The organism is Devosia elaeis, from assembly GCF_001650025.1.
Lineage (GTDB): Bacteria > Pseudomonadota > Alphaproteobacteria > Rhizobiales > Devosiaceae > Devosia > Devosia elaeis.
In genome coordinates, this window is sequence record NZ_LVVY01000091.1 from 26,659 (window position 1) to 50,655 (window position 23,997).

At 64.1% G+C, this 23,997-nt stretch carries 21 protein-coding genes; 10 read left to right on the forward strand and 11 right to left on the reverse strand.

Going from position 1 to position 23,997, the window contains the following annotated elements; genetic code table 11:
• Positions 1 to 46: 46 nt before the first annotated feature.
• Entirely contained in the window at positions 47 to 1,069 is a 1,023-nt protein-coding gene (locus A3840_RS11940; protein WP_281180578.1) for a LacI family DNA-binding transcriptional regulator, read from the reverse strand.
• Positions 1,070 to 1,276: 207 nt separating this feature from the next.
• Here A3840_RS11940 and A3840_RS11945 point away from each other — a divergent pair, with 207 nt between their 5' ends.
• The 3 genes from A3840_RS11945 to A3840_RS11955 are packed head-to-tail and all read left to right on the forward strand — an operon-like array spanning position 1,277 to position 4,813.
• Complete coding sequence (locus A3840_RS11945; protein WP_067456816.1) at positions 1,277 to 2,818, forward strand: sugar ABC transporter ATP-binding protein; 1,542 nt, start codon at positions 1,277 to 1,279, stop codon at positions 2,816 to 2,818.
• Positions 2,799 to 3,803, forward strand: coding sequence for an ABC transporter permease (locus tag A3840_RS11950; RefSeq protein WP_067456819.1), 1,005 nt, complete (start codon positions 2,799 to 2,801; stop codon positions 3,801 to 3,803). Before A3840_RS11945 ends, A3840_RS11950 begins: the two co-directional genes overlap by 20 nt.
• Positions 3,804 to 3,859: 56 nt before the next feature.
• Positions 3,860 to 4,813, forward strand: a complete 954-nt coding sequence (locus A3840_RS11955; protein ID WP_067456822.1) for a substrate-binding domain-containing protein — start codon at positions 3,860 to 3,862, stop codon at positions 4,811 to 4,813.
• 629 nt (positions 4,814 to 5,442) lie between these two features.
• Here A3840_RS11955 and A3840_RS11960 read toward each other — a convergent pair.
• Genes A3840_RS11960 through A3840_RS11970 form a run of 3 tightly spaced genes read right to left on the reverse strand, consistent with a single transcriptional unit; the run spans position 5,443 to position 8,304 of the window.
• Complete coding sequence (locus A3840_RS11960; protein WP_067456825.1) at positions 5,443 to 5,643, reverse strand: heavy-metal-associated domain-containing protein; 201 nt, start codon at positions 5,641 to 5,643, stop codon at positions 5,443 to 5,445.
• Position 5,644: 1 nt separating this feature from the next.
• On the reverse strand, positions 5,645 to 6,052 hold the full coding sequence (cueR, locus tag A3840_RS11965) for a Cu(I)-responsive transcriptional regulator (RefSeq protein WP_067456828.1): 408 nt from the start codon (positions 6,050 to 6,052) through the stop codon (positions 5,645 to 5,647).
• Positions 6,049 to 8,304, reverse strand: coding sequence for a heavy metal translocating P-type ATPase (locus A3840_RS11970; RefSeq protein ID WP_067457032.1), 2,256 nt, complete (start codon positions 8,302 to 8,304; stop codon positions 6,049 to 6,051). The genes cueR and A3840_RS11970 overlap by 4 nt, the downstream gene beginning before the upstream one ends.
• 218 nt (positions 8,305 to 8,522) lie before the next feature.
• Between A3840_RS11970 and A3840_RS11975 the strand changes: the two genes are divergently transcribed.
• Positions 8,523 to 9,245 carry a Crp/Fnr family transcriptional regulator gene (locus tag A3840_RS11975; RefSeq protein ID WP_067456831.1) on the forward strand — a complete coding sequence of 241 codons (723 nt, stop codon included), beginning with the start codon at positions 8,523 to 8,525 and terminating at the stop codon, positions 9,243 to 9,245.
• A gap of 232 nt (positions 9,246 to 9,477) precedes the next feature.
• Here A3840_RS11975 and cydX read toward each other — a convergent pair whose 3' ends face one another.
• The 3 genes from cydX to A3840_RS11990 are packed head-to-tail and all read right to left on the reverse strand — an operon-like array spanning position 9,478 to position 12,363.
• Positions 9,478 to 9,615, reverse strand: a complete 138-nt coding sequence (cydX, locus tag A3840_RS11980) for a cytochrome bd-I oxidase subunit CydX (RefSeq protein ID WP_067456834.1) — start codon at positions 9,613 to 9,615, stop codon at positions 9,478 to 9,480.
• A 10-nt stretch (positions 9,616 to 9,625) separates the two neighbouring features.
• Entirely contained in the window at positions 9,626 to 10,771 is a 1,146-nt protein-coding gene (gene cydB / locus A3840_RS11985) for a cytochrome d ubiquinol oxidase subunit II (RefSeq protein ID WP_067456837.1), read from the reverse strand.
• On the reverse strand, positions 10,768 to 12,363 hold the full coding sequence (locus A3840_RS11990; protein WP_205633380.1) for a cytochrome ubiquinol oxidase subunit I: 1,596 nt from the start codon (positions 12,361 to 12,363) through the stop codon (positions 10,768 to 10,770). The genes cydB and A3840_RS11990 overlap by 4 nt, the downstream gene beginning before the upstream one ends.
• Positions 12,364 to 12,496: 133 nt before the next feature.
• Here A3840_RS11990 and cydD point away from each other — a divergent pair, with 133 nt between their 5' ends.
• The 3 genes from cydD to A3840_RS19085 all read left to right on the forward strand — a co-directional run bounded on the left by cydD (position 12,497) and on the right by A3840_RS19085 (position 16,317).
• Positions 12,497 to 14,239, forward strand: coding sequence for a thiol reductant ABC exporter subunit CydD (gene cydD / locus A3840_RS11995; protein ID WP_067456843.1), 1,743 nt, complete (start codon positions 12,497 to 12,499; stop codon positions 14,237 to 14,239).
• The gene (gene cydC, locus A3840_RS12000; RefSeq protein ID WP_067456846.1) at positions 14,236 to 15,891 is read left to right on the forward strand and encodes a thiol reductant ABC exporter subunit CydC; all 1,656 of its coding nucleotides are present in this window, start codon (positions 14,236 to 14,238) and stop codon (positions 15,889 to 15,891) included. Before cydD ends, cydC begins: the two co-directional genes overlap by 4 nt.
• Before the next feature lie 279 nt (positions 15,892 to 16,170).
• On the forward strand, positions 16,171 to 16,317 hold the full coding sequence (locus A3840_RS19085; protein ID WP_082903852.1) for a DUF1127 domain-containing protein: 147 nt from the start codon (positions 16,171 to 16,173) through the stop codon (positions 16,315 to 16,317).
• Between the two features lie 152 nt (positions 16,318 to 16,469).
• Here the strand turns inward: A3840_RS19085 and ybaK are convergent, their stop codons facing one another.
• Both ybaK and A3840_RS12010 read right to left on the reverse strand, forming a co-directional pair.
• A complete protein-coding gene (ybaK, locus tag A3840_RS12005; protein ID WP_067456849.1) occupies positions 16,470 to 16,943 on the reverse strand; it encodes a Cys-tRNA(Pro) deacylase in 474 nt (157 codons plus the stop codon).
• 37 nt (positions 16,944 to 16,980) lie between these two features.
• The gene (locus A3840_RS12010; RefSeq protein WP_067456852.1) at positions 16,981 to 17,181 is read right to left on the reverse strand and encodes a hypothetical protein; all 201 of its coding nucleotides are present in this window, start codon (positions 17,179 to 17,181) and stop codon (positions 16,981 to 16,983) included.
• A gap of 120 nt (positions 17,182 to 17,301) precedes the next feature.
• Here A3840_RS12010 and A3840_RS12015 point away from each other — a divergent pair, with 120 nt between their 5' ends.
• The gene (locus A3840_RS12015) at positions 17,302 to 18,198 is read left to right on the forward strand and encodes a LysR substrate-binding domain-containing protein (RefSeq protein ID WP_067456855.1); all 897 of its coding nucleotides are present in this window, start codon (positions 17,302 to 17,304) and stop codon (positions 18,196 to 18,198) included.
• A gap of 67 nt (positions 18,199 to 18,265) precedes the next feature.
• On the opposite strand, the gene rhaI is transcribed toward A3840_RS12015, so the two are convergent.
• Together rhaI and A3840_RS12025 are read right to left on the reverse strand one after the other, a co-directional pair.
• Positions 18,266 to 19,555: an L-rhamnose catabolism isomerase gene (gene rhaI, locus A3840_RS12020; protein WP_067456858.1), complete on the reverse strand. Its 1,290-nt coding sequence runs from the start codon at positions 19,553 to 19,555 to the stop codon at positions 18,266 to 18,268.
• Between the two features lie 166 nt (positions 19,556 to 19,721).
• On the reverse strand, positions 19,722 to 21,818 hold the full coding sequence (locus tag A3840_RS12025; protein ID WP_067456861.1) for a bifunctional rhamnulose-1-phosphate aldolase/short-chain dehydrogenase: 2,097 nt from the start codon (positions 21,816 to 21,818) through the stop codon (positions 19,722 to 19,724).
• A 269-nt stretch (positions 21,819 to 22,087) separates the two neighbouring features.
• Here A3840_RS12025 and A3840_RS12030 point away from each other — a divergent pair, with 269 nt between their 5' ends.
• Positions 22,088 to 22,894 carry a DeoR/GlpR family DNA-binding transcription regulator gene (locus A3840_RS12030; protein ID WP_067456863.1) on the forward strand — a complete coding sequence of 269 codons (807 nt, stop codon included), beginning with the start codon at positions 22,088 to 22,090 and terminating at the stop codon, positions 22,892 to 22,894.
• A gap of 91 nt (positions 22,895 to 22,985) precedes the next feature.
• Entirely contained in the window at positions 22,986 to 23,924 is a 939-nt protein-coding gene (rhaS, locus tag A3840_RS12035) for a rhamnose ABC transporter substrate-binding protein (protein ID WP_425388849.1), read from the forward strand.
• Positions 23,925 to 23,997 lie beyond the last annotated feature (73 nt).

The following is a 23,997-nucleotide window of genomic DNA, read 5'->3' on the forward strand; positions in this document are numbered from 1 at the left end:
CAATGACGATGGCGGGGAGGGATAGGGCGCAGGAGCCGATGATCGGCTAGCGCGCCGGCCGGGCCACCGAATTGCGCACGATCAGCTCTGCCCGCAGCAGCACTTCGCGCGATTTCGGGGTTTCGCCGGCCAAGAGAGCCAGCAGCAATTCCATGGCCGCCTCGCCGATACGGTGGCGGGGCTGCTTCATGGTGGTCAGCGAGGGGCTGACGAAGCTGGAAAAGGAAATGTCGTCGAACCCCATGATGGAAAATTGCCGGGGCAATTCGTAATGGCGGGTATTGAGCGCGATGATGACGCCCAGCGCCGTGGCGTCGTTGACGCAGAGAAAGGCCGTCGGCAGGGCATCGCGCACGAACATCAGCTCGGCGGCGGCGCGGCCGCTTTCGGTGGTGCCGTCGCCATCCAGGATCAGGCGCGGATCGATGACGATGCCGGCCCCTTCCAGGGCGGCGCGGTAGCCGGCCTCGCGCAGGCGATTGATCTCGCGGCTACTGGAGCGGCCGATAAAGGCGATGCGGCGATGGCCCTGCGAAATCAGATGCTCGGCGGCGACGCGGGCCCCTTCCAGGTTGTCGACGCCCACGAAAGGCACGTCCTGGCCCATGACCGGCTCATTGACCGCGACCATGGGGGGCAGGCGGGTCTCGCCGCGATCCTGCCCGAAGCCGAAGGGCAGGTGGCCGGTGAACAGGATCAGCCCGTCCGCCTGGTTTGAGCTGATGAAGCGCAGGTAATCGGTCTCGCGGCTGGGATCGTTCTGGGTATTGCCGATGAGCAGGCCATAGCCGCGCTTGCTGGCCTCGGTTTCGAGGCCCACCAGAATGTTGGAGAAATTCGGGTCGCCCACGTCGGGCGCCAGAATCAGGATCATGTTGGAGCGCCGCATCCGCAGCGAGCGGGCCATGGCATTGGTGGTATAGCCGGTGCGGGCAATGGCCTCGGTGACCCGGCGGCGCGTGGCGTCGGCGACCTTGGTGGGTTCGTTGATCGCGCGGCTGACCGTGGCGATGGAGACCCCGGCCATGGCCGCAACATCTTCGATTGTCGCCAGCTTATGCTGCTGCACTTGGCTCGCTCCGCCCCTCACACCGAACCGAAAATCCAGCGCGCTTCCGCCTTTAGCAGATGACGCTTCCTCCGCCACGGCATCGCTCACAGGCATATACACTTATGCCCCTGTGTAAACCTTTACATCATTCATGAAAACCTTTACATCGGCAGGAGAGCAGAGAGCCCGCGGCAAAGCGGCGCCCGCTCGGGAGGGGCAGACAGCATGGCGGATGTGCAGGACACAGGCGTGGCGCCGATTCTGTCGGCGCATCGCATCTCCAAATCCTTCGGCGAAATTCCGGTGCTGTTCAGCATCGACTTCGATATCAGGCCCGGCGAAGTGCATGCCATTATCGGGGAGAACGGCGCCGGCAAGTCGACGCTGATCAAAATCCTCTCCGGCATCGAGCAGCCTACGTCCGGATCGATCCATTATGACGGTCGGAGCGTGGTGCTGCCGCCCGACGGCAAGGCGGAAGCCATGGGCATCGTGCTCATTCACCAGGAGCTGAACCTGGCCGAACACCTGACCGTGGCGGATTCGATCTTCCTTGGGCGCGAGCTGAGGCAGGGGCCCTTCCTCAAAGTCGGCGAGATGCGCCGCCGCGCCGCCGAGATCATGGAAACGCTGCATGTGCATGTCGATCCCGACGCGCGCATTTCGAGCCTTTCGGTGGCCGACAAGCAGATGGTGGAAATCGCCAAGGCCATCAGCCGCGATGCGCGGGTGCTGATCATGGATGAGCCGACAGCGGTGCTGTCGGTGGGCGAAACCCAGACCCTGTTCGAGCAGATCCGGCGCCTTACGGCGCGTGGCGTGTCCGTGGTGTTCATCTCGCACAAGCTCGATGAGATCATGGAGCTTGCGGACCGCGTCACCGTGCTGCGCGATGGCCAACTGATCGCGACGGTGAGCACCGAGGCGCTGACGCCCGATTCCATCGCCCAGATGATGGTGGGCCGCGAGCTGTCCAACCTCTATCCGCCCAAGCACGAGCCGGATGTGGACGAGCCTGTGCTGCTGAGTGTGCGGAACCTCGCAACCAAGTCCGTCTCCGACATTTCCTTCGACCTGCGGAAGGGCGAAATTCTTGGGTTTGCCGGTCTGATCGGTTCGGGTCGCACGGCTGTGGCCGAAGCGATTGTCGGGCTGACACATCGGACGGCTGGCGAAATCCAGCTCAATGGCCAGGTGGTCAATTTTACCCGGGTCGCCCAATCGGTCGAGGCGGGGCTGGCCTATATGACCAAGGACCGCAAGGGCAAGGGCCTGCTGCTCAATATGGGCTTGCGGCCGAACCTGACCTTGCTGACGCTGCAAAAGCATATGCGCGCCGGGTTCCTCGATACGGCCAGCGAAGAGCGTGCGCTCGAACGTGCGACGCGCCGCTTCGACATCCGCGCCCGTGACGCCTCGGTGGCCGTTGGGCGCCTGTCGGGCGGCAATCAGCAAAAGCTGATGCTGGGCAAGACGATGGAAAGCGAGCCGGACATCATCATCATGGATGAGCCGACACGCGGCATCGATGTCGGCACCAAGCAGCAAATCTATCACATCATCGCGGCGCTGGCCGCCGAGGGGAAAGCGGTCATCGTCATTTCCTCCGAACTCCAGGAAGTGATCGGGCTCAGCCACCGGGTCGTGGTGATGCGCTCAGGGCGCATTGCCGGGGTGCTCGAAGGCGCCGAGATCACCGAAGAAGAAATCATGCGGTACGCCGCGGGCATCAAGCAGAGTGGACACGATGAGCGTATCAGCGCCTGAGATTCCGGCTAAGACCACGAGCCGTTTCAAGTGGGATCTCAAGACCATAGGTCCATTGGCGGCATTGGCCCTGCTGGTGCTGCTGGGCATTACGCTCAACGAGAATTTTCTCACTTACAACAATATCACCAACGTCCTGGCGCGCTCGAGCTTCATCGGGATCATCGCCATCGGCGCGACCTTCGTGATCACTGCGGGCGGGCTCGACCTGTCCGTGGGCTCCATGGCTGCGGTCATCGCCGGCGTCATGATCATGGTGATGAACTGGCTGATCCCGGTTTTCGGCATCGGCTGGGGCGTCATTCTTGCCGGCATGGCGGCAGGCGTCCTGCTTGGCGGCGTGGCGGGCGTCGGCAACGGCATCATGATCACCCGTGGCCGCATCGAAGCGTTCATCGTGACCCTTGGCACGATGGGCATCTTCCGCTCGCTGGTGACCTTCCTCGCCGATGGCGGCACGCTCTCGCTCAATTTCCAGGTCGCCGACGTCTATCGTCCGGTCTACTACAATGGCTTCCTGGGCGTTCCTTATCCGATCCTGGTCTTTGCGCTCGTGGCCATTGCCGGCGAAGTCGTCATGCGCCGCACTGCCTTTGGCCGCCATTGCGCCGCGATCGGCTCGAACGAGCAGGTGGCCCGCTATTCCTCGATCAACGTCGATAATGTCCGGCTGATTACCTACATTCTCCAGGGTGTATTGGTGGCTGTCGCCGTGCTGCTCTACGTGCCCCGTCTTGGCTCGGCGTCGAGCACGACCGGCGTGCTCTGGGAGCTGGAAGCCATCGCCGCGGTGATCATCGGCGGCACCACGCTAAAGGGCGGCTATGGCCGCGTCTGGGGCACGGTGGCGGGCGTGATCATCCTTGGCCTGATCGGCAACATCCTCAACCTGCAAAGCTTCATCAGCCCATATCTGAATGGGGCTTTCCAGGGTGTGATCATCATTCTCGCCGTGCTGCTTCAGCGCCCCAAGCGCGCCAGCTGACGACGACATCAAGTTTTACATCGCCCACAAACGGGCATTTTGGGAGGACTAAAAGAATGAAACTGGCAAAAACCCTGATGGCGTCCGTCGTCATCGCGGCCGGCCTGGGTGGCGTTGCCCTGGCCCAGGACGACAAGGTCACCATCGGCGTCTCGGTTCCGGCCGCAACGCATGGCTGGACCGGCGGTGTCAACTATTTCGCCCAGCAGGCCATCACCCGCCTTAGCGAAACCTATCCGAACGTTGAATTCGTCTTTGCCTCTTCGCCTGACTCGCCCAAGCAGATCGCCGACATCGAGGACATGGTTTCCACCCGCGGCATCGATGCTCTGGTCATCCTGCCGGGTGATCCGGACGCCATGACTTCGGCCATCAAGCAGGTCAAGGACGCCGGCAAGTTCGTGACCGTGGTGGACCGCCAGCTGTCGATCGACGGCGTGGAAAACCTCTATGTCGCCGGCGACAATCCGGGTCTTGGCGCCAACGCTGCCGAGTACATCAAGAGTGCTCTGCCGGACGGCGGCAACGTGGTCATCCTGCGCGGCCTGCCGATCCCGATCGATCAGCAGCGCTTCGATGGCTTCATGGGCAGCATCGAAGGCTCCAACATCATGGTTCTCGAAAACCAGTTCGCCAACTGGAACCGCGATGATGGCTTCCGCGTGATGCAGGACTTCCTGACCCGCTTCCCGGAAATCGATGCCGTCTGGACCCAGGACGACGATATCTCCCTGGGCGCCATCGAGGCCATCAAGCAGGCTGGCCGTGAAGACGAAATGTTCGTGGTCGGCGGCGCCGGCATGCAGCAGATCATCCAGGCCGTTGCCAATGGCGACCCGCTGACCCCGGTCGACGTGAGCTATAGCCCGGCAATGATCGCCACCGCCATCGAACTGACGACGTCGCACTTCACCGGCGGCATCCAGGTGGCTGGTCGCTATATCCTCGACTCGACCCTGATCACCAAGGACAATGCCGAGCAGTTCCTAGACGCCGACAGCCCGTTCTGAGGCTTTGAGCTGTCCCGCAGGGCCAATCGCTCCGGTGGAGCGATTGGGGGCGAGAAGGCCATGAGAGCTATGCTCGAATGGCGAACCGAACGGGAAAGGGGCGCCGCGAGGCGCCCCTTTTGTGTTTGGGGCGCAGCGGTCAGAGGGGCTGGGGAGGTGTCTATTCATCCTTACACTCCTCACTGCCCTCGGGCGTGACCTGCCGGCACCCCGCATGCCTCCTCTCCCACCGGATCGTCACCCTCGGGCTTGACCCGAGGGCGTTTTGCTTGAGGCGACCGGGTGCCTCGCCTGGCATGACGTATAGAGCCCTCGGGTCAAGCCCGAGGGTGACGAGCGGTGGGTAGAGGAGGTCCTGCCATACGAGGCGTCGCTTTGGCTTCTGGGGCGCTTGGGTGTCAGAGGAATGAGGTTGTGAGGATGCTGGCGGGCAGGTGCCATATGCCGGGCGCCGGCGCTTGCCGGCACCCCCTCCCAGCTTCGCTAGGCCGATCGGCCAAGCTGCGCTACCTCCCCCATCAAGGGGGAGGTGGGGCTGCGGCGTTGGCCGCGCGGTCCGGCCCCACCCGCAGTTCGTCACCCTGGCGCCTCACCCGAGGGCGCAAGGACGGAACAGCGTATCGCGGTGCCTATGGCGCTTCAGGCGTATAGCCCGCCTCGCGGATGGCCGCTTCGCCCCGGGTCTTGTCGCCGGTGAAGCTGACCTTGTGGGTGTCCAGGTCGATCTGGATTTCGGCGCCGGGCAGGGCGGTTTCGAGGGCGGTGCGGACGGTGCCGACGCAATGGCCGCAGGTCATGTCGTTGACGATGAGAATGTGCTTGTCGGTCATGTCAGTGTCCTTTGTGGGCCGGTTCGCCGGCGAGATCGTCGAGGATGGGGCAATCGGGGCGGTTGTCGCCCTGACAGCAATGAACCAGGTGTTTCAGCGTCTTCACCATGCCCTGGAGTTCGGCGATCTTGGTTTCGAGCGCGGCGATATGGTCGCTGGCTATGTCCTTCACCTCGCCGCTGGCCCGGCTCTTGTCCTGCCAGAGGGCGAGCAGGGCGCCGGTTTCCTCCACCGAGAAACCGAGCGTGCGCGCCCGCTTGATGAAGCGCAGGACATGCACTTCGTCGCTGCCATAGACCCGGTAATTGCTGCCGGTGCGATGGGGCGCCGAAATGAGGCCGATCTGCTCGTAATAGCGGATCATCTTGGCCGAGACGCCGGATTGCTCGGCGGCTTGTCCGATATTCATGCCGTACCTCCTTTCACGTTCCTCAGGCGCTGGGCATTGGCCACCACGAAGACCGAGGACAAAGCCATGGCGCCGGCGCCGATCATCGGCGAGAGCAGAATGCCGAAACCGGGATAGAGCAGACCTGCCGCCACCGGGATCAGGATGACGTTGTAGCCGAAGGCCCAGAACAGGTTTTCCCAGATGTTGCGAAGCGTGGCCCGGCTGATGGCCAGCGCATTGAGCACCTGCCTGAGATCGCCGCCGAGCAGCACCACGTCGGCGCTCTCGATGGCCGCGTCGGTGCCGTTGCCGACCGCGATGCCGATATCGGCTTCGGCCAGGGCCGGTGCATCGTTGATGCCGTCGCCCACATAGGCGACCACGCCATTGCCCTGGCGCAGGGACTTGATGGCCTCGACCTTGTCGGCGGGCAGCACTTCGGCGCGGACCTCGTCGATGCCGAGGCGGGCGGCGATGGCTTCGGCGGTGCGGCGATTGTCGCCGGAAATCATCGCCGTCTTGAGGCCCATGACATGCAGGGCATCGATCACCGCCTTGCTGGTGGGCTTGATGGTGTCGGCGACCACGATGGCGGCCGCCAGCCGACCGTCCACCGCCGCGAAAACCGGGGTCTTGCCCTCATTGGCGAAGCGCTCGATGGCCTCGGCAAAACCCGAGAAATCGAGATGGTTCATGTGCCGCTGCGCGCCCACCAGGACCTCGCGGCCATCGACCCGGGCCGTGATGCCGGTGCCGGCATTGGCGGTGAAATCGGTGACCTCGCCCAGGGCGAGCCCGGCCTTTTCCGCGGCGCCGACAATGGCATGGGCGATGGGGTGCTCGGAGCGGGATTCGGCGGCGGCGACCAGCGCCAGCACCTCGTCATGCTCGAAGCCGTCATTGAGGATGAGATCGGCCAGGGCCGGCTTGCCTTCCGTCAGCGTGCCGGTCTTGTCGAAGGCCACCACCTTGGCGTCGCGGAGCTGCTGCAGGGCCTCGCTCTTGCGGAACAGGACGCCGAGCTGGGCGGCGCGACCGGTGCCGACCATGATCGACATCGGCGTGGCCAGGCCCATGGCACAGGGGCAGGCGATGATGAGCACTGCGACGGCATTGACCAGCGCATAGGTGAGCTTGGGATCGGGGCCGAGGACGAACCAGGCCACGGCCGTGAGGATGGCGATGCCGATGACGATGGGCACGAAGATCGAGGTGATCCGGTCCACCACCGCCTGGATCGGCAATTTACCGGCCTGCGCGTCCTCGACCATGCGGATGATCTGGGCCAGCATGGTGTCCGACCCGACCTTGGTGGCGCGGAAGCGGAAGGATCCGGACGTGTTGAGCGTGCCGCCCACCACATCGGCGCCGACGCCCTTGGAAACGGGCAGCGGCTCGCCGGAGATCATCGATTCATCGATATGGCTGGCGCCCTCAACGATCTGGCCATCGACGGCGATCTTCTCGCCGGGGCGCACCAGGACGATATCGCCCACGCGAACCTCTTCGATCGGCACTTCGCTGACCTGGCCGTCGCGCTCGATGCGGGCGGTCTTGGCCTGCTGCTGCATCAACTGGCTGATGGCCTGGCCGGTGCGGCCCTTGCCCAGGGCCTCGAGCCAGCGGCCGACCAGGATCAGCGTGACGATGACGGCGGCGGCTTCGAAATAGACATAGCGCGTCTCCGCCGGCACCAGCTGGGGCGCGAAGGTGACGATACTGGAATAGAGCCAGGCCGCCCCGGCGCCCAGGGCCACCAGCGAATTCATCTCCGGAGCGCCGCGGAACAGGGCGGGAAAGCCGATGCGGAAGAAGCGGAAGCCGGGGACGAACAGGACGAAAGTGGCGAGCAGGAAATAGCTCACATAAAGGACATCCATCGAGACGATCGACATGACCCACATATGGAAGGGCATGTGGATATGGCCGATCATCTCCACCAGGAAGAGCGGGATGGTGGGGATCGCGGCGATGATGACGTCGCGCTTGAGGATTGCGGCGTCTTCGTCGTGGTGATGGCCGTGATCGTGGGCGGGAGCGTCCTTGGGCCGGACGCTGCCCTTGTAGCCGGCCTTCTCGACCGCCTTGAGCAGGGCCGCGGGATCGCCGCCGGTGACGCTGGCGCGCTCGGTGGCCAGATTGACGGAGGCCGCTTCGACCCCCGGCACCTTGAGCAGCGCCTTTTCGACCCGCGAAACGCAGGAGGCGCAGGTCATGCCGGAAATGTCGAGACTGGTGGGATCGGAATGTTTATGGACGTGCTGGTTCATGATTTCTACCTCGTCCGCAAGCATATAATCCTTCCCATCATGGGAAGGTCAAGGGGTGTTTCCTTTCCTTCTCCGCGAGGGCGCCGCTATCGCACATGGGTGGATACGCTCGAATGACTCATCCCCATTCCAAATGCGACCTGTTGGCACAGCGACAAAGCCACAGGTTAAACCACTGCCCGCATGCGCATATCTCTTGGATGGTCAGGAGGCCGATCATGCAGACGGTTCGCAAAGACATCCACAATTCCGAGCTTCCCCTTCTCTGCCAGAGCTGTGAGGCGCGGCATCAGGGCGTGTGTGGCGCGCTCAATCCCGAACAATTGCTGGCCCTGGCCAGGTCGACCCGCCGGGTCCGCCGGCAGGCGGGCGAGGAATTGATGGCCGACGCCATGCCGATCTCCTCCTATTCCAACGTGCTGCGCGGCGTGGTGAAGCTGACCAAGGTGCTCGAAGACGGACGCCAGCAGGTGGTGGGCCTGCAATTCGCGCCCGACCTGCTCGGCCGGCCCTTCGCGGCGGAAAGCCGGGTCAGCGCCGAAGCGGCCTCGGAGGTCGATCTCTGCGTCATTCCCAAGGCGGCGCTGGAAGCCCTGATGCAGGACAGCGCGCCCCTCGAACATCGGGTGATGATGCAGGCGCTGCGCGAACTGGACGAGGCGCGCGACTGGATGGTGACGCTGGGCCGCAAGACCGCCGCCGAGAAGGTGGCGAGCTTCCTGTTCATGATCGCCAGCCATATCGACCCCACCGACGAGTTCGAGGCCGCCACTTTCGACCTGCCGCTCAGCCGCTCCGACATCGCCGATTTCCTGGGCCTGACCATCGAGACGGTGAGCCGCCAGATCAGCAAGCTCAAGGCCGATGGGGTGATCGAGATCGTCAATTACCGGCACGTGACCGTGCCCGACCTGGCGCGGTTAAGGGTGTTGTGCGGGTAGGGGCTGACCCCAGGATACGTCCAGTCTGGGCTGCTTGTTTTTGCGCCAGAGTGTCGGTTCCTGCGCATCCCTCCCCCTTGAGGGGAGGGAATGAGGGTGGGGGTTCAGACCTGTCAGCAATCCCGCTGCCGTGGGAGCATGCTGCACCTTCAGAACCCCCACACCAGCCCTCCCCTCAAGGGGGAGGGGGCGAAAGAGCCGAGAGTGCAGCGATATCCGGGTTCTTAAACCTCTACTCGGTCGCCCCCACCGGCTCCTTGCCCTCTTCGCGGGCGAGGCGCCGGTCTTCGCGCATTTCGAACCACATGGCGTTGAGGATGCCGAAGCTGCAGGCCAGGCTGACGCCGAGAATCCACGAGAAATACCACATCGAGCTTCTCCTAATAGGCGTTGGGGTTCTTGCCGAGGCTGTCGCTGGTCACCGGTCCGCGCATGACGCGGAAGACCCAGCCGGTATACATGACGATGATCGGCAGGAAGAACGCGGTGACCAGCAGCATGATGAACAGCGTCATGTGGCTGGACGAGGAATCCCACAGCGTCAGCCCGCTATTGGGGACGCTCGAGGACGGCAGGAAGAACGGGAAGATCGATAGCCCCGCCGTGCTGACGATGCCGAAAATGCCGGTGCTGCTGGCGAGGTAGGCGAGCCATTTGCGGCGGGCGGCGAGGCCGAACACGGCTAGCGCCATGCCCCCGAACCCCAGGACCGGCGCGGCGATCATCCAGGGATAGGTGCTATAATTGCTGAGCCACCCACCCGGCACCAGTTCGACGGACTTGTTGAGCGGATTGATCGGCGCATTGGGATCGATGACGCTGGTGATCACATGGCCGCTCATGAAGGATATCCAGACCCCGCCCAGGGCGAACAGGACGAGGGTGGCGAGGCCGGCCCAGATGCCGTAGCTGCGCGCCCGCTCGGCAATGATGCCTTCGGTGCGACCGGCCAGGAGCGCGGCGCCATGGGTGACCACCATGCCGACGCTGACCAGCCCGGCCAGCAGCGCGAAGGGCGTCAGCAACTGGAAGAAATTGCCGGTATAGAAGATGCGCATCGTGTGATCGAGGTGGAACGGCGCGCCCAGCAGCACATTGCCCACGGCCACGCCCATGATCAGCGCGGGCACGAAGCCGCCGATGAACAGGCCCCAGTCCCAGGCGGTGCGCCAGCGCTTGTCCTCGACCTTGCCGCGGAACTTGAAGCCGACTGGCCGCAGGATCAGCGCCACGAGGATGACCATCATGGCCAGGTAAAAGCCCGAGAAGCTGACGGCATAGAGCGAGGGGAAGGCGGCGAAGATGGCGCCACCGCCCAGGATCAGCCAGACCTGATTGCCTTCCCAGGTCGGCCCGATCAGGTTGAGCAGCACCCGTCGTTCCGCATCGGTGCGGGCGGCGAAGGGCAACAGGGTCCCCACGCCCAGGTCGCGCCCGCCCATGATGGCGAAACCGATCAGCAGGACACCGAGCAGCAGCCACCAGATCAGCCGCAGCGTTTCGTAATCGAGTGGAATGGTGCTCACGATCCGAGCTCCTTGTTTGCGGGCGTGGCGGGGATGGCGGCCATGACGAAATCATCGGCGTCGTCATCGTCGGCGAACAGCTTGTCCTTGGGACCGGCCTTGATGACGCGGACCATGAGGAAGACCATGATGATCAGCAGGACGGTATAGAGCAGCACGAAGAAGCTCAGCGAAAGGACGAGATCGAGCACGGTGAGGCCCGATGCGGCGTAGAAGGTGGGCAATACCCCCTCCACCACCCAGGGCTGCCGGCCGAATTCGGCGATGAACCAGCCGCTTTCGATGGCCACCCAGGGCAGGGGCAGGGTGACGAAGCTGAACCACAGCAAGGGCTTGTTGGTATCGATCCAGCCGCGCGATGCCCGGTAGAACCACATCGCGAAGAAGGCGATGTAGAAGAAGCCCAACCCCATCATGATGCGGAAGGTCCAGAACAGCGGCCAGACGCCCGGCACCGTATCCTGCGCCGCCATGGCGATTTCCGCCTCGGTGGCGTTCTCGATGTCCACGCGATATTTTTTCAGCAACAGGCCATAGCCCAGGTCGGGCCAATATTCGTCGAATATGGCGCGGGCTTCTTCATTGCTGCCATCGGCGCGGATATCCTGGAGCGCGCTATAGGCGATGATGCCGGTGCGGATGCGGTCCTCGGCGCGCTCCACCAGCTCGTTGATGCCCGGAAGTTCCTCGGTGAAGGAGCGCGTGGTGATGAGCCCGCCGACCCAGGGGATCGAAATGTGGAAGCCCGGCTCGCCATTCTCGCCCGGCCAGGCGATCAGCGTCCAGGGCGCGGGCGCCTCTTCGGTATGGTACATGGCCTCGAGCGCCGCGATCTTCATCTTCTGGTGCTCGGTGGCGACATAGCCGCTCTCATCGCCCAGCACCACGACCGAAAGCGCCGAAGCGAGGCCGAAACTGGCCGCGACGACGGCCGAGCGCTTGGCCAGCTCGACATGCCGGCCCTTGATCAGGAAGAAGGACGAAATGGCCAGGATGAACACCGCGCCCGAGAGATAGCCGGCGCTGACCGTGTGCACGAACTTGGCCTGGGCCACGGGATTGAAGATCACCGCCATGAAATCGGTGATTTCCATGCGCATCGTATCGGGGTTGAACTTGGCGCCGACCGGGTTCTGCATCCAGCCATTGGCGATCAGGATCCACAGGGCCGAGAAATTGGCGCCCAGGGCAGTGAGCCAGGTGACGACCAGGTGGCCGACTTTGCTCAGCCGGTCCCAGCCGAAGAAGAACAGGCCGATAAAGGTGGCTTCGAGGAAGAAGGCCATGAGGCCCTCGATGGCCAAAGGCGCGCCGAAGATGTCGCCGACATAATGGCTGTAATAGCTCCAGTTCATGCCGAACTGGAATTCCATGACGATGCCCGTGGCCACGCCCATGGCGAAATTGATGCCGAACAACGTGCCCCAGAACAGGGTCGCCTTGCGCCAGATCTGGCGCCCGGTCATCACATAGACGCTTTCCATGATCGCCATCATGAAAGAGAGGCCCAGCGTCAGGGGCACGAAGATGAAGTGGTACATCGCGGTGGCGGCGAATTGCCACCGCGATAAATCGACGACGAGCATATCGATCATGGCATATGGGCCTCGGTCTTGCGGCGGCCGGAATCGGGTCGCCCTTGTCCCCTCATAATTATGCAGGGTGTTGAACGCCTTGATTCAGATCAAGACAGCCTGGCTGACCTGCCGCTAGGGTGGTCCGACCATGAACAGGACGCCTGCCACACCGAAGGATGCCGATCGCCAGGCCGGCAAGCTGCTGAGCCGGCTGCAACGCCATGGCGGGGTCGCCCTGTGGGTGGCGCTGCTGCTGCCGCTGGCCGGCGGCGGACTTCTCGTCTGGCAGGCCTGGACGCTGGCCGATGTGCTCGGCCGGGCCATCGAGAGCGGGGAGGCGCCAGCTTTGCTGCTGCCTTCCGTCGGGCTCATCCTGGCCCTGCTCGCCATCCGCGCCGGGCTGGGCGCCCTGGGCGAACAGGCCGGCATAGCCGCCGCGGAACGCATCAAGCAGCATCTGCGCCAGGCCTTGTTCCAGAATCTGTTGGCGCGCTCGCCGCGCGATGCGGACAAGGCCTCGTCCGGGCTTGCCGCGGCCGCCATCGTCGACCAGGTGGAGGCGCTGGACGGCTATTTCGCGCGCTATCTGCCCGCCGCGCTGCAGGCCGCGCTGCTGCCCCTGATATTCGGCGCCATCATCCTGCCGCTGGATTGGGTGGCGGGCGTGCTGTTTCTGGTCACCGCGCCGCTCATTCCCATCTTCATGGCCCTGGTCGGCTGGGGCGCGCAGATCGCCACGGACCGCCAGGCGCGAGCGCTCAGCCACCTCTCGGGCCGCTTCGCCGACCGGCTCAAAGGCCTGCTGACACTAAAGTTGTTCGGGCGCGCCGAGGCGGAAACCGCCGGCATCGTCGCCGCCAGCGAGGCCTTGCGCAAACGCACGCTCAAGGTCTTGCGCATCGCCTTCCTGTCCTCGGCGGTGCTGGAATTCTTCGCGGCGCTGGGCGTCGCCGGCATCGCGCTCTATGTCGGCCTGACCTTCATCGACTATCTGCATCTGCGCGCCAGCCCGCTGACGCTGCATGTGGGCATGTTCCTGCTGCTCATGGCGCCTGAAATCTACAATCCGCTGCGCTTGCTCGCCTCTCATTACCATGACCGGGCCACGGCCAAGGCGGGCCTCGTCGAGATCGAGCGGCAATTGGGCGCCATTCCCGAAGCCGGATCGGCACCGGTCGATATCGCGCCGCGCTCCGGCCCGGCCATCGGCATCGTGCTCGACAAGCTCATTCTGCGCACGCCGGACCGCATGCGTGCCGTGCTGGACGAAGCGGACCTGACCATCGCGCCGGGGCAGCACGTGGCCATTCTGGGCAGCAGTGGCTCGGGCAAGACCAGCCTTCTCGAAACCATTGCCGGCCTGCGCCCGCCGGAAAGCGGCATCAGCCTTGATGGCCGGCCGCTGGCCGAATGGAGCGCGGCGGAATTGCGCGGCCGGGTCTTCATGCTGACGCAGAAGCCCCGGCTGATCCATGCCAGTATTGCCGACAATATCGCGCTGGCCCGGCCCGATGCCAGCCGCCACGATATCGAGCGGGCGGCGGAAGGCGCCGCTATCGGCGGCTTTGCCGCGGCCCTGCCCGAGGGGCTGGATACGCTGATCGGCGAGGATGGGATCGGGCTGTCCGGCGGGCAGGCGCAGCGCGTGGCGCTGGCGCGGATGTTCCTGCGCGATGCCGGCCTGGTCCTGCTCGACGAGCCCACGGCGCATCTCGATCCCGCGCTCGAGGACGAAATCATCGGCAAGGTGCTCGATTATTGCGCCGGCCGCACGCTGGTCATCGCCACCCATTCGCACAATCTCGCCAATCGCCTCGACAAGGCCTGGCGCATTGCCGGGCACGGGCTGGTCGAGGCGCCGCATCATCGGCGCAAGCGGGGTGTCGCATGAAGGCGCTGCTGGCTTTTCTCCCCCTGTTCCGCCAGCGCGGCCGCGCCTTCGGGTTGGCGCTGCTGCTGTCGCTGGTAACCCTGCTGGCCGGCGTGGCGCTGCTGGGAACCTCGGGCTGGTTCATCACCGCGACGGCGCTGACCACGCTGGGGCTGGGCTTCAACCTCTTCGTGCCGTCCTCGCTGGTGCGCGGCTTTTCCTTCATCCGCATCCTGGCGCGCTATGGCGAGCGACTGGTGGGCCACAATGCCACGCTGAAGCTGCTTTCGGACCTGCGTGGCTGGCTCTTTGCGCTGCTGTTTCCGAAATTGCCGCTGCCCGACCGCTCGCTGCGCCATGGCGACCTGGTGAGCCGGCTGACGGCCGATGTAGACGCGCTCGACACTGCCTTCCTCGTGGCCGTCGGCCCCTGGATGGCGGCCCTGCTGGTGGGCGGCGGCATGACGGCGCTGCTCGGCTTCTTCCTGCCCGGGGCGGCGCTGGCCTATGGCCTGGCAATGCTGGGTGCCGCCTTACTGGTGCCGATCGGCCTCGTCTGGCTCAGCCGGTCGGCGGGGCGGGCCAGCGTCGCGGCCCAGGCCGATATGCGCATGGCCGTGCTCGACGGCGCCATCGGGCACGCCGACCTCACGGCCCTGGGCGCGCTGGGCACGGCGGCGCGCCGGTTCGAGGCGGCCAGCGCCATCGCTGCGTCCCTGCGCCGTCGCCTCGGCGCCTATACGGCCGGCGCCGCGGCCATGGTGCAAATGCTGGCCGCCTTGGCCCTGATCAGCACCTTGTGGATGGGGCTCCTGGCCGTGGATGCGGGGCATGTCGAAGGCCCCGTCATGGCCGGATTGCTGCTGGCCGTGCTCGGCAGCTTCGAGGTGACCGGCATGATCGTGCGCAGCGTCGGCAAGGCCGGCGCCGCCATGGCCGCCGCCGAACGCCTCAATGCGCTGGCGGCCCTGGCCCCGCCGGTGGCCGAACCGGCAAAGCCGCGCGACATCCCCGAAGATGGCGCCATTGCGTTCGAGGAGGTCAGCTTCGCCTATCCGGGCCTACCGCCCGTGCTCTCGGGATTTTCACTGACAATCGCACCGGGCGAGCGTATCGCCATTGCCGGCCCGAGCGGCAGCGGCAAGTCGACCCTGCTGCGGCTGCTGCTGCGCCTGGCCGAGCCGCAGGATGGCGCGATCGGCATTGGCGGGATCGGGCTCGAGCAATTCCGCAGCGCCGATATCCATGCGCATATGGCGCTGCTGAGCCAGGACAGTCCGGTCTTCATCGATACGATCCGCAACAACCTGCTGATCGGGCGGCCCGACGCCAGCGATGCCGATCTCTGGGCCGCCCTGGCGGAGGCGCAATTGGATGCGCATATTGCCGCGCTGCCCAAGGGGCTCGACAGCATTGTCGGCGAGGCCGGCCGTACGCTTTCGGCGGGCCAGGCCCGGCGGCTTTGCCTAGCCCGGGCGCTGGTCAGCCGGGCGCCGGTGCTGCTGCTCGATGAGCCCAGTGACGCGCTGGACCGCGCCACGGAACTGGCCTTTTTCGGCGTTCTCGCGGCAGCGGCGGCGGAGCGTACCATCATCATGGTGACCCATGCCGCCCTGCCGGAGGGCGTGGTGGATCGGGTGCTGACGCTGCGCAACGGGCGGCTTTGCACCTGAAGAGCAACGCCGCAGATGCATGGCTGTTGACCGGATGGTCAAAAATCAAAAATACGCCATAATCGTGCCGTTCGGCAAGAATTTCATTTAAATATCAATGGCATGAAAGCTCTCAAGGGTGGGCGGGTCCGGCGCGTTCATCGGCAGGACTGGCAAGGTTTCATGAACCTTATGCCTCTTTCGAATGCATGTAGTGCATAACGGATGTGCAGTTTGGCTACCTACTAATCACGACCCCAATGATCTAGATAAGGGTCATCAAAACGAAGGGGAACCAAAATGAACATCGCCAAGAAGATTGCCGACTTTGCCCGTTACCAGCGCACCCTGCGCGAGCTGAACAGCCTCGACAGCCGTCAGCTGCACGACCTGGGCATCACCAAGGGCGACATCAAGTCGATCGCTCGCGGCACCTATATCGGCTAAGCCAAACGCATAGCTGAACTGTCCGACGAAGGCGTCCTCCAGGGCGCCTTTTGTCGTTTCTAGGGGCTTCGGAACCAATCCGGATCGTCATCCTCGGGTCAAGCCCGAGGGTGACGATTTGTGGGTGGGGATGCTGCCTCGCCCGAACCGCTCTAACGCACGAGATCCGCGACGACGCAGTCCAGCGCCGTGACGAGGTCGGCCGGCCGGATGCGGATTTGCAGGCCGCGCTGGCCGCCATTGAGAAAAATCTCGTCGTAGAGCATGGCCAGTTCGTCGAGCGCGGTGGGGACCGGCTTGCGCTGGCCCAGGGGGCTGATGCCGCCGACCTTGTAGCCGGTCAGGCGTTCGGCATCGACGGGCTTCATCATCTGGGCGGATTTGCCACCCAGGGCCGCGGCGAGCTTTTTCATGTTCACCTCCTCGTCGGAAGGCAGGATGGCGCAGACGGGCTTGCCGTCGAGTTCGGCCATCAAGGTCTTGAACACTTCGCCGGGCGAAGCGCCCATGGCCTCGGCCGCCTGCAATCCCACGCGCTCCGCATTGGGATCGTAGTCATAGGTGGCGAGCGTGAAGGCCAGGCCGGCCTTCGCCAGGGCCTGCGTGGCGGGAGTCGTCTTGGACATGGCCCTGTTTTAGGCCAATGGCGGCAAACGGCAAGCCTCAGCGCTCGAGGTCCTTGCGCTGTATCCAGCGCGGATCGTCGGCGGGATTGTGCGCGGCTTCCATGCCGACATCCTGCAAGAGATGCGGCGACAGGCGCAGCGCCTGAAGGGCGCGCCGGCGGCGCTGGCCGACCTGCTCCTCTCCGCCGCCATTGCGGGCCGCGGGCAGGGGCAGGAGAAAAGCGAGAAAACCAAGCATTTTGCATTCGCTGGCCTTATGGCCAGCGCTCTCATGCGATTGACAACGCCTGGAATATGCGCCTCACTCTGGCCGGATACCAACTAAAGCTCGGCAAGTACGCATAAGGAGATTTTATCCATGTCGTTGCCGCCCATGGCCGCCATAAGAGCCTTCGAAGCCGTGGCGCGCCATTTGAGCTTCACCCGCGCCGCCGACGAATTGGGCATGACGCAGGCGGCGGTGAGCTATCAGATCAAGCTGCTGGAGGAGCGCATTGCCGCCCCGCTCTTCGTGCGCCGGCCCAGGCAGGTGGAATTGAGCGAAACCGGCCGCAAGCTGGCGCCGCAAATCCGCCAGGCCTTCGAGCTCATGCGTGAGGCCTTTGCCGATACCAAGGGGGAAGTCGACAGCCTGCTCTCGATCTCCACCGTGCCCACCTTTGCCAGCCAATGGCTGGCCAAGAATCTCGGCCTGTTCCAGATCGCGCATCCCGATATTGCCGTGCGGCTCGACAGCACCAGCGACATGGTCGATCTGAGCGGTGACGCCTTCGATATCGGGATCCGCACGCTGGCGGAGCCGCGAGGGAAGGGGCTGGTATACCACCTGCTGGTCAAGGCGGACTTCACCCCGCTTCTAAGCCCCGCGCTGGCGGAAAGCATTGGCGGGATCAGGGAGCCGGCGGACCTTCTCAAGCTGCCGATGCTCGATCCGCAGGATGAATGGTGGGGCATGTGGTTCAGCGCGGCGGGGGTGCCGGGCTTTTCGGGGGAGGGGCGGCCCAAAAGCGTGATGAACCTGCAGAGCCTGCTCGGCGCGGCCGCCATTGCGGGGCGCGGGGCGACCATGCTGACGCCGGCGCTGTTCCATGACGAGATTGCCGCGGACCAGTTGATCCGGCCCTTTCCGCTGCTGGCCAATGCCGGGCGGGGCTATTACCTGGCCTATGCGGAAAGCCGCCGAAACGTGCCTAAGATCAAGAGGTTCCGCGACTGGATGCTGGAGGCGACGGCTTTCATGCGCGCCGAATCCTGAACAAGGCAAAGGGCCCGGAGACGTGTTCCGGGCCCTTGTTTCCGCGGCGGGGAGGTGCCTTGGAAAGCTAGACGATGCCGCTCGACCCGGCCGCGATTTCCGGGCGGATTTCGGCGACCTTGGCGCGGTAGCCGGCGGCACGATAGGCGGCGAGCGGGTCGATGGCGCCGCCCTGTTCCAGCCGGGCCATGGCCAGAATGGGCTCCACATCGGTGCGGAAGGCCTTGCGCAGTTCGAGCGCTGCGGCCAGCGCATCATTGGCGTTCTGCGCCGCGACGAGTGAATTCCGATCGACCAGCAGGGCCTGGGCATAGGCTCGCTGCACATCGGCCGCGGAGAGCATCAGCGACTCGATGGGGTCGGTGACGTTGTGTGACTGGTCGAGCATGTGCGCGGGGTGGAAATCGGCGTCGCGGCTTTCGGCGTCTACCAGCTCGTTGAAGACGAGGAAGAGACGGAACGGATCGATGGAGCCGGCGTCGAGATCGTCGTCGCCATATTTGCTGTCATTGAAGTGGAAGCCGCCAAGCTTGCCGAACTGAGCGAGGCGGGCGACGATCATTTCAATGTTCACATTGGGCGCATGGTGGCCGAGATCGACGAGGCAGAAGGCCTTGTCGCCCAGTTCCTTGGCGATCAGGTAATTGGTGCCCCAATCCTGCACGACGGTCGAATAGAAGGCCGGCTCGTACATCTTGTGCTCGGTATAGAGCCGCCAGTCATCGGGCAGGGCGGCGTGGATCGATTTCATCGAGTCGAGATAATGCTCGAATTGCGATGTGAAATTGACCTGGCCGGGGAAGTTGGAGCCGTCGCCGATCCAAACGGTGAGGGCCTTGGAGCCGATGGTTTTGCCGATCTCGATGCATTCCAGATTATGCTCGATCGCCTGGTCGCGGGTGGCCTTGTCATAGGCCGAGAGCGAGCCGAACTTGTAGGACTGGATCTGCCCCTTGGCGTCCGAGAAGGTATTGGAATTCATGGCGTCGAAGCCGAGATTGAAACGGCTGGCGGCCTGCTTCAGCCGGTTCGGATCGGCCTTGTCCCAGGGAATGTGGAGGGAGACGGTACGCGTCGCCCGGGTCAGCTGGGCGATGACGGCGCAATCCTCGATCTTGTCGAAGATGTCGCGCGGCTCGCCCTTGCCCGGGAAGCGGGCAAAACGGGTGCCGCCGGTGCCGACGCCCCAGGAGGGCACGGCGACGGAGAAATTCGCGACCTTTTCCTTGATGGCGTCGATGGCAATGCCGCGTCGGTCGAGGCGTTCGCCGAGGCTGTCATAGTCGTTGCGAAGGTCGGTTGAGAGCCTGGCGTTCTCGGCGGCGATGATGGATGGGTCGATGATGTGTTCGGTCATTGTTTTCTCCCGAAGATACCCCTCACCCGTCTCGGCCTTCGGCCGATCCACCCTCTCCCACAAGGGGCGAGGGGGGGCTCCGCGTTCGGGGAGGCTAAGTGCCTTCCTTCTCCCCTTGTGGGAGAAGGTGCCCGAAGGGCGGATGAGGGGGCTCTTCCCCAATTAATTACCGCGGAAACGACTGGGCGTTGCCCGCATCGACGTTGAGGATGTTGCCGGTGGACTTGGCCGAAGCGTCCGACGCGAAGAAATAGATGGCCTCGGCGATGTCTTCGGGGAAGACGCTCCGCTTGAGCATGGAGCGCTCGCGGTACATTTCCTCGAGGCCATCCTTGTCGGTCTTGTAGGTTGAGGCGCGCTGCTCGAGCCATTCGCCGGCCCAGATCTTGGAGCCGCGCAGCACCGCGTCGGGATTGACGGTGTTGACGCGGATCTGCTCGGCGGCGCCTTCGAGGGCCAGGCAGCGCGCGAGGTGGATTTCGGCGGCCTTGGCGGTACAATAGGCGGCGGCATTGGGCGAGGCGGCGAGGCCGTTCTTGGAGGCCACGAAGACGACATTGCCGCCGATCTTCTGCTGGCGGAACAGGCGGAAGGCCTCGCGGGAAACCAGGAAATAGCCCGTGGACAGGATATCCATGTTCTTGTTCCAGAGCTCCAGCGTCGTTTCCTCGATGGGGGCCGAGGATGCGAGGCCTGCATTGGAGACCAGGATGTCGAGGCCGCCGAATTCCACCACGGCATGGGCGAAGCCGGAAATGACCTGGTCTTCCCTGGTGACGTTGATATTGACCGGGCGGACGAAATCCTTGCCGAAGGCGGAGCCAAGTTCTTCATTGGCGGCGTCGAGCGCGGCCTGATCGATATCGGCCAGGACGACGCAGGCGCCTTCGCGCAGCAGGCGGACGGCCGTTGCCTTGCCGATGCCGCCGGCGCCGCCGGTGACGAGGGCGATCTTGCCCGCGAGCGATTTCGGCTTCGGCATGCGCTGGAGCTTGGCTTCTTCGAGCAGCCAATATTCGATGTCGAAGGCTTCCTGCTCGGGCAGCCCCTGATATTCGGACACGGTCGAAGCGCCGCGCATCACGTTGATGGCGTTGACATAGAACTCGCCGGAAATGCGGGCGGTAGCCTTGTCCTTGGCGAAGGTGATCATGCCGACGCCGGGGATGAGATAGACCACGGCATTGGGATCGCGGATGGCGGGCGAATTGTCGTGGCGGCAGCGCTCGTAATAGGCCGCGTAATCGGCGCGGTAATCGGCAATCTGCTGGTCGAGACCGGCAATGACGGCATCGACGTCCGGCTTGGCCGGATCGAAGTCGATCACCAGCGGGCGGATCTTGGTGCGCAGGAAATGGTCGGGGCAGGACGTGCCCAGGGCCGCCAGCGGCCGCAGATCGTTGGAATTGACGAATTCGAGCACGGCGGCGCTGTCATCGAAATGGCCGAGCTTGTGGCTGTCTTCGGAGATGAACCCGCGAATCTTGGGCATCAGGCGGGCTGCAACGGCGCGGCGTTCCTCGGCGGGCAGGCTATCGACTTTTTTTCCGCCGAAGATCGTCTTGCCCTCGGTCTCCTTCTCGAACCAGTCCATGGCCTGGTTGATGATGGCGATGGTGGTTTCGTAGCACTCTTTGGGCGTGTCGCCCCAGGTGAAGAGGCCATGGGACTCGAGCACGACGCCCTTGGCCTCGGGGTTTTCGAGGCAGAATTTTTCCAGCCACAGGCCCAGCTCGAAGCCTGGCTTCTTCCAGGGGAGCCAGCCGATCACATCGCCAAAAATCTGCCGGGTCAGCTCCTTGGAATTCTTCGAGGCCGCGATGGCGATGATCGCGTCGGGATGCATGTGATCGACATAGGGCCGGTTCACATAGGCATGGAGCGGGGTATCGATGGAGGAGGCGCGGGGATTGAGATTGAACGTGGCGTGGGGGAGGTAGCCCACCACCTCGTCTTCGAATTCGACGCCGCGATAGAGGCCCTTCAGCGCCCGCAGCTTGTCCATGTAGAGCGTGGCGAAACCATCGAGCTTGATCGAGGCATTGTCGCCGCCCGAGCCCTTGACCCAGAGAACCTCGACCATTTCGCCCGTCAGCGGGTCTTGCTGCATGATCTTGGAGGAGGTGTTGCCGCCACCGTAATTGGTGACGCGCTTGTCGCTGCCGAGCAGGTTGGAGCGATAGACGAGGCGCTCCGGCTCGCTCATAGACGCGGCCTTGGCATCATCCCACAAATTGGCGAGGCGCTTGGGCGCGGTGGACATGGATTTCCTCCTGTAGTTTCGGCGGTCTCAGGAGCCGTCCCCATCCACGGGCGTCATCCCGGCCGGCGCCGGGTGACTTCGGGTATGGGGACCATTCCTGGCTTTGCCCGCACGCAAGTTCGGTCCGGACATGGCCATACCACTCCGATAGTGTCAATCAGAAACAGTCATGTTTCGTCATTCATGCTCGAATATGACAGAAACATGCGGAATGATGATTGACTCTGCATGAGTTTGATGGGAACGAATGCAATCAGGGAGGATCGGCCTTGCACGAAACGGAACGTCATCGCGTCATATTGGCAGCCGCACAAAGTCGCCCCGTGGTGACCGTGGCGGAGCTTTGCGACGTGACCAGCTCGTCCGAAGCCACTATTCGTCGGGACATTGCGGCGCTGCATGTGCAGGGCAAGCTGCGGCGGGTGCGCGGCGGCGCCGAGGCGATCAATCCGCCGGAACAGGGCGGATTGATGGGGCGGCCCTTCTCGGTCAACGAAACGATCAATATCGCGCAAAAGCGGGCAATCGCCCGTGCTGCCGCCGAGATGTGCAATGACGGCGAGCCGATCATCATCAATGGCGGCACCACCACCTATCAGATGGTGCATCACCTTCTGGGCAAACGGCTGAGCGTCTTCACCAACAGCTTCGCCATCGCCGAATTCCTCATTCACAATTCGCGCAATTCGGTCGTCATTCCCGGCGGTACGATCTATCGCGAGCAGAACGTCATCCTCTCGCCCTTCGGCGGCGTGGTGGCGAGCCATTTTTACGCCAAGCGCATGTTCATCGGCTGCCAGGGCATCGGCGCCCATGGCCTGATGGAGGCCGACCCCATGGTCGTGCAATCGGAGCTGGCGCTGATCGGACAGGCAGACGAACTCGTCGTCCTCGCCGATTCATCGAAATTTTCGGGACGCTCCAGCCTCATTCTCTGCGGGCTGGACCGAATTGCCGCTGTCATCACCGATAGCGGTATCCGCGACGAGGACCGCCAGATGCTGGAAAACGCAGGCGTGCGACTCATCGTGGCGGATGCGGCCGCTCAGGCCGAGCCAGAAACGAAAACGGCCTGAGCATTCAATGACGATAACCAGATCATTCCCGGGAGGAATTCATATGAAACTCTGGACACTGCTTGCTGCAACGGCAACCGCCGCCGTGCTGATGGCCGCGCCGGCCGCCGCCCAGACCCGTATCGCGCTGGTCGTGAAATCGCTCGGCAACGGCTTTTTCGACGCCGCCGCCAAGGGCGCTGAGGAAGCCGCCGCCGAGCTGGGCGATGTCGAGCTGATCTATACCGGCCCGACCGCGGCCACCGCCGAAGCGCAGATCGAAGTCGTCAATTCGCTGATCGCCCAGCAGGTGGATGCCATCGCCATCTCCGCCAACGATCCCGACGCCCTGGTGCCGGCCCTGCAGCGCGCCATGGACCGCGGCATCAAGGTCATCTCCTGGGATTCGGGCGTCGCGCCCGAAGGCCGCCAGATCCACCTCAACCCGTCGGACATCGACCTGATCGGCGAAACCATCATCAAGCTCGCCGCCGATTACCTGCCCGAAGGGGGTGACGTGGCCATTCTCTCGGCCGCCTCGACCGCGACCAACCAGAATGCCTGGATCGAGGCCGCCAAGGCCGCGATCCCCGAGAAGTTCCCCAATATCAACCTCGTCGCCACCGTCTATGGCGATGACGATTCGGTGAAATCCACCGAAGAAGCGCGCGGCCTGATCGCCGCTTACCCCGACCTCAAGGCCATCATCGCCCCGACCACGGTCGGTGTCGTTGCCGCCGCCCAGGTGGTGACCGACCAGAACCTCATCGGCCAGATCAACGTCACCGGCCTGGCCCTGCCGTCCGAGTTCAAGCAGTTCATCGACAATGGCGCTTCGCAGGCCGTGGCGCTGTGGAACCCGATCGATCTCGGCTATTCGGCTGTCTACCTCGCCAATGCGCTGGTCGAGGGGCAGGAAGCGGCACCGGGCGCCACCTTCTCCATCGGCAAGGTGGGCGAAGTGACCCTGGACGACACCAACTCGGCCGCCATGGCCGCGCCGTTCCAGTTCGATAAGACCAATATCGAGGAATTCTCGAAGATTTATTGATCTTTCCCATCCCGGCGCTTCGGCGCCGGGGTAACCCCCACCCCTGTCCCCTCCCCACAAGGGGGGAGGGGAC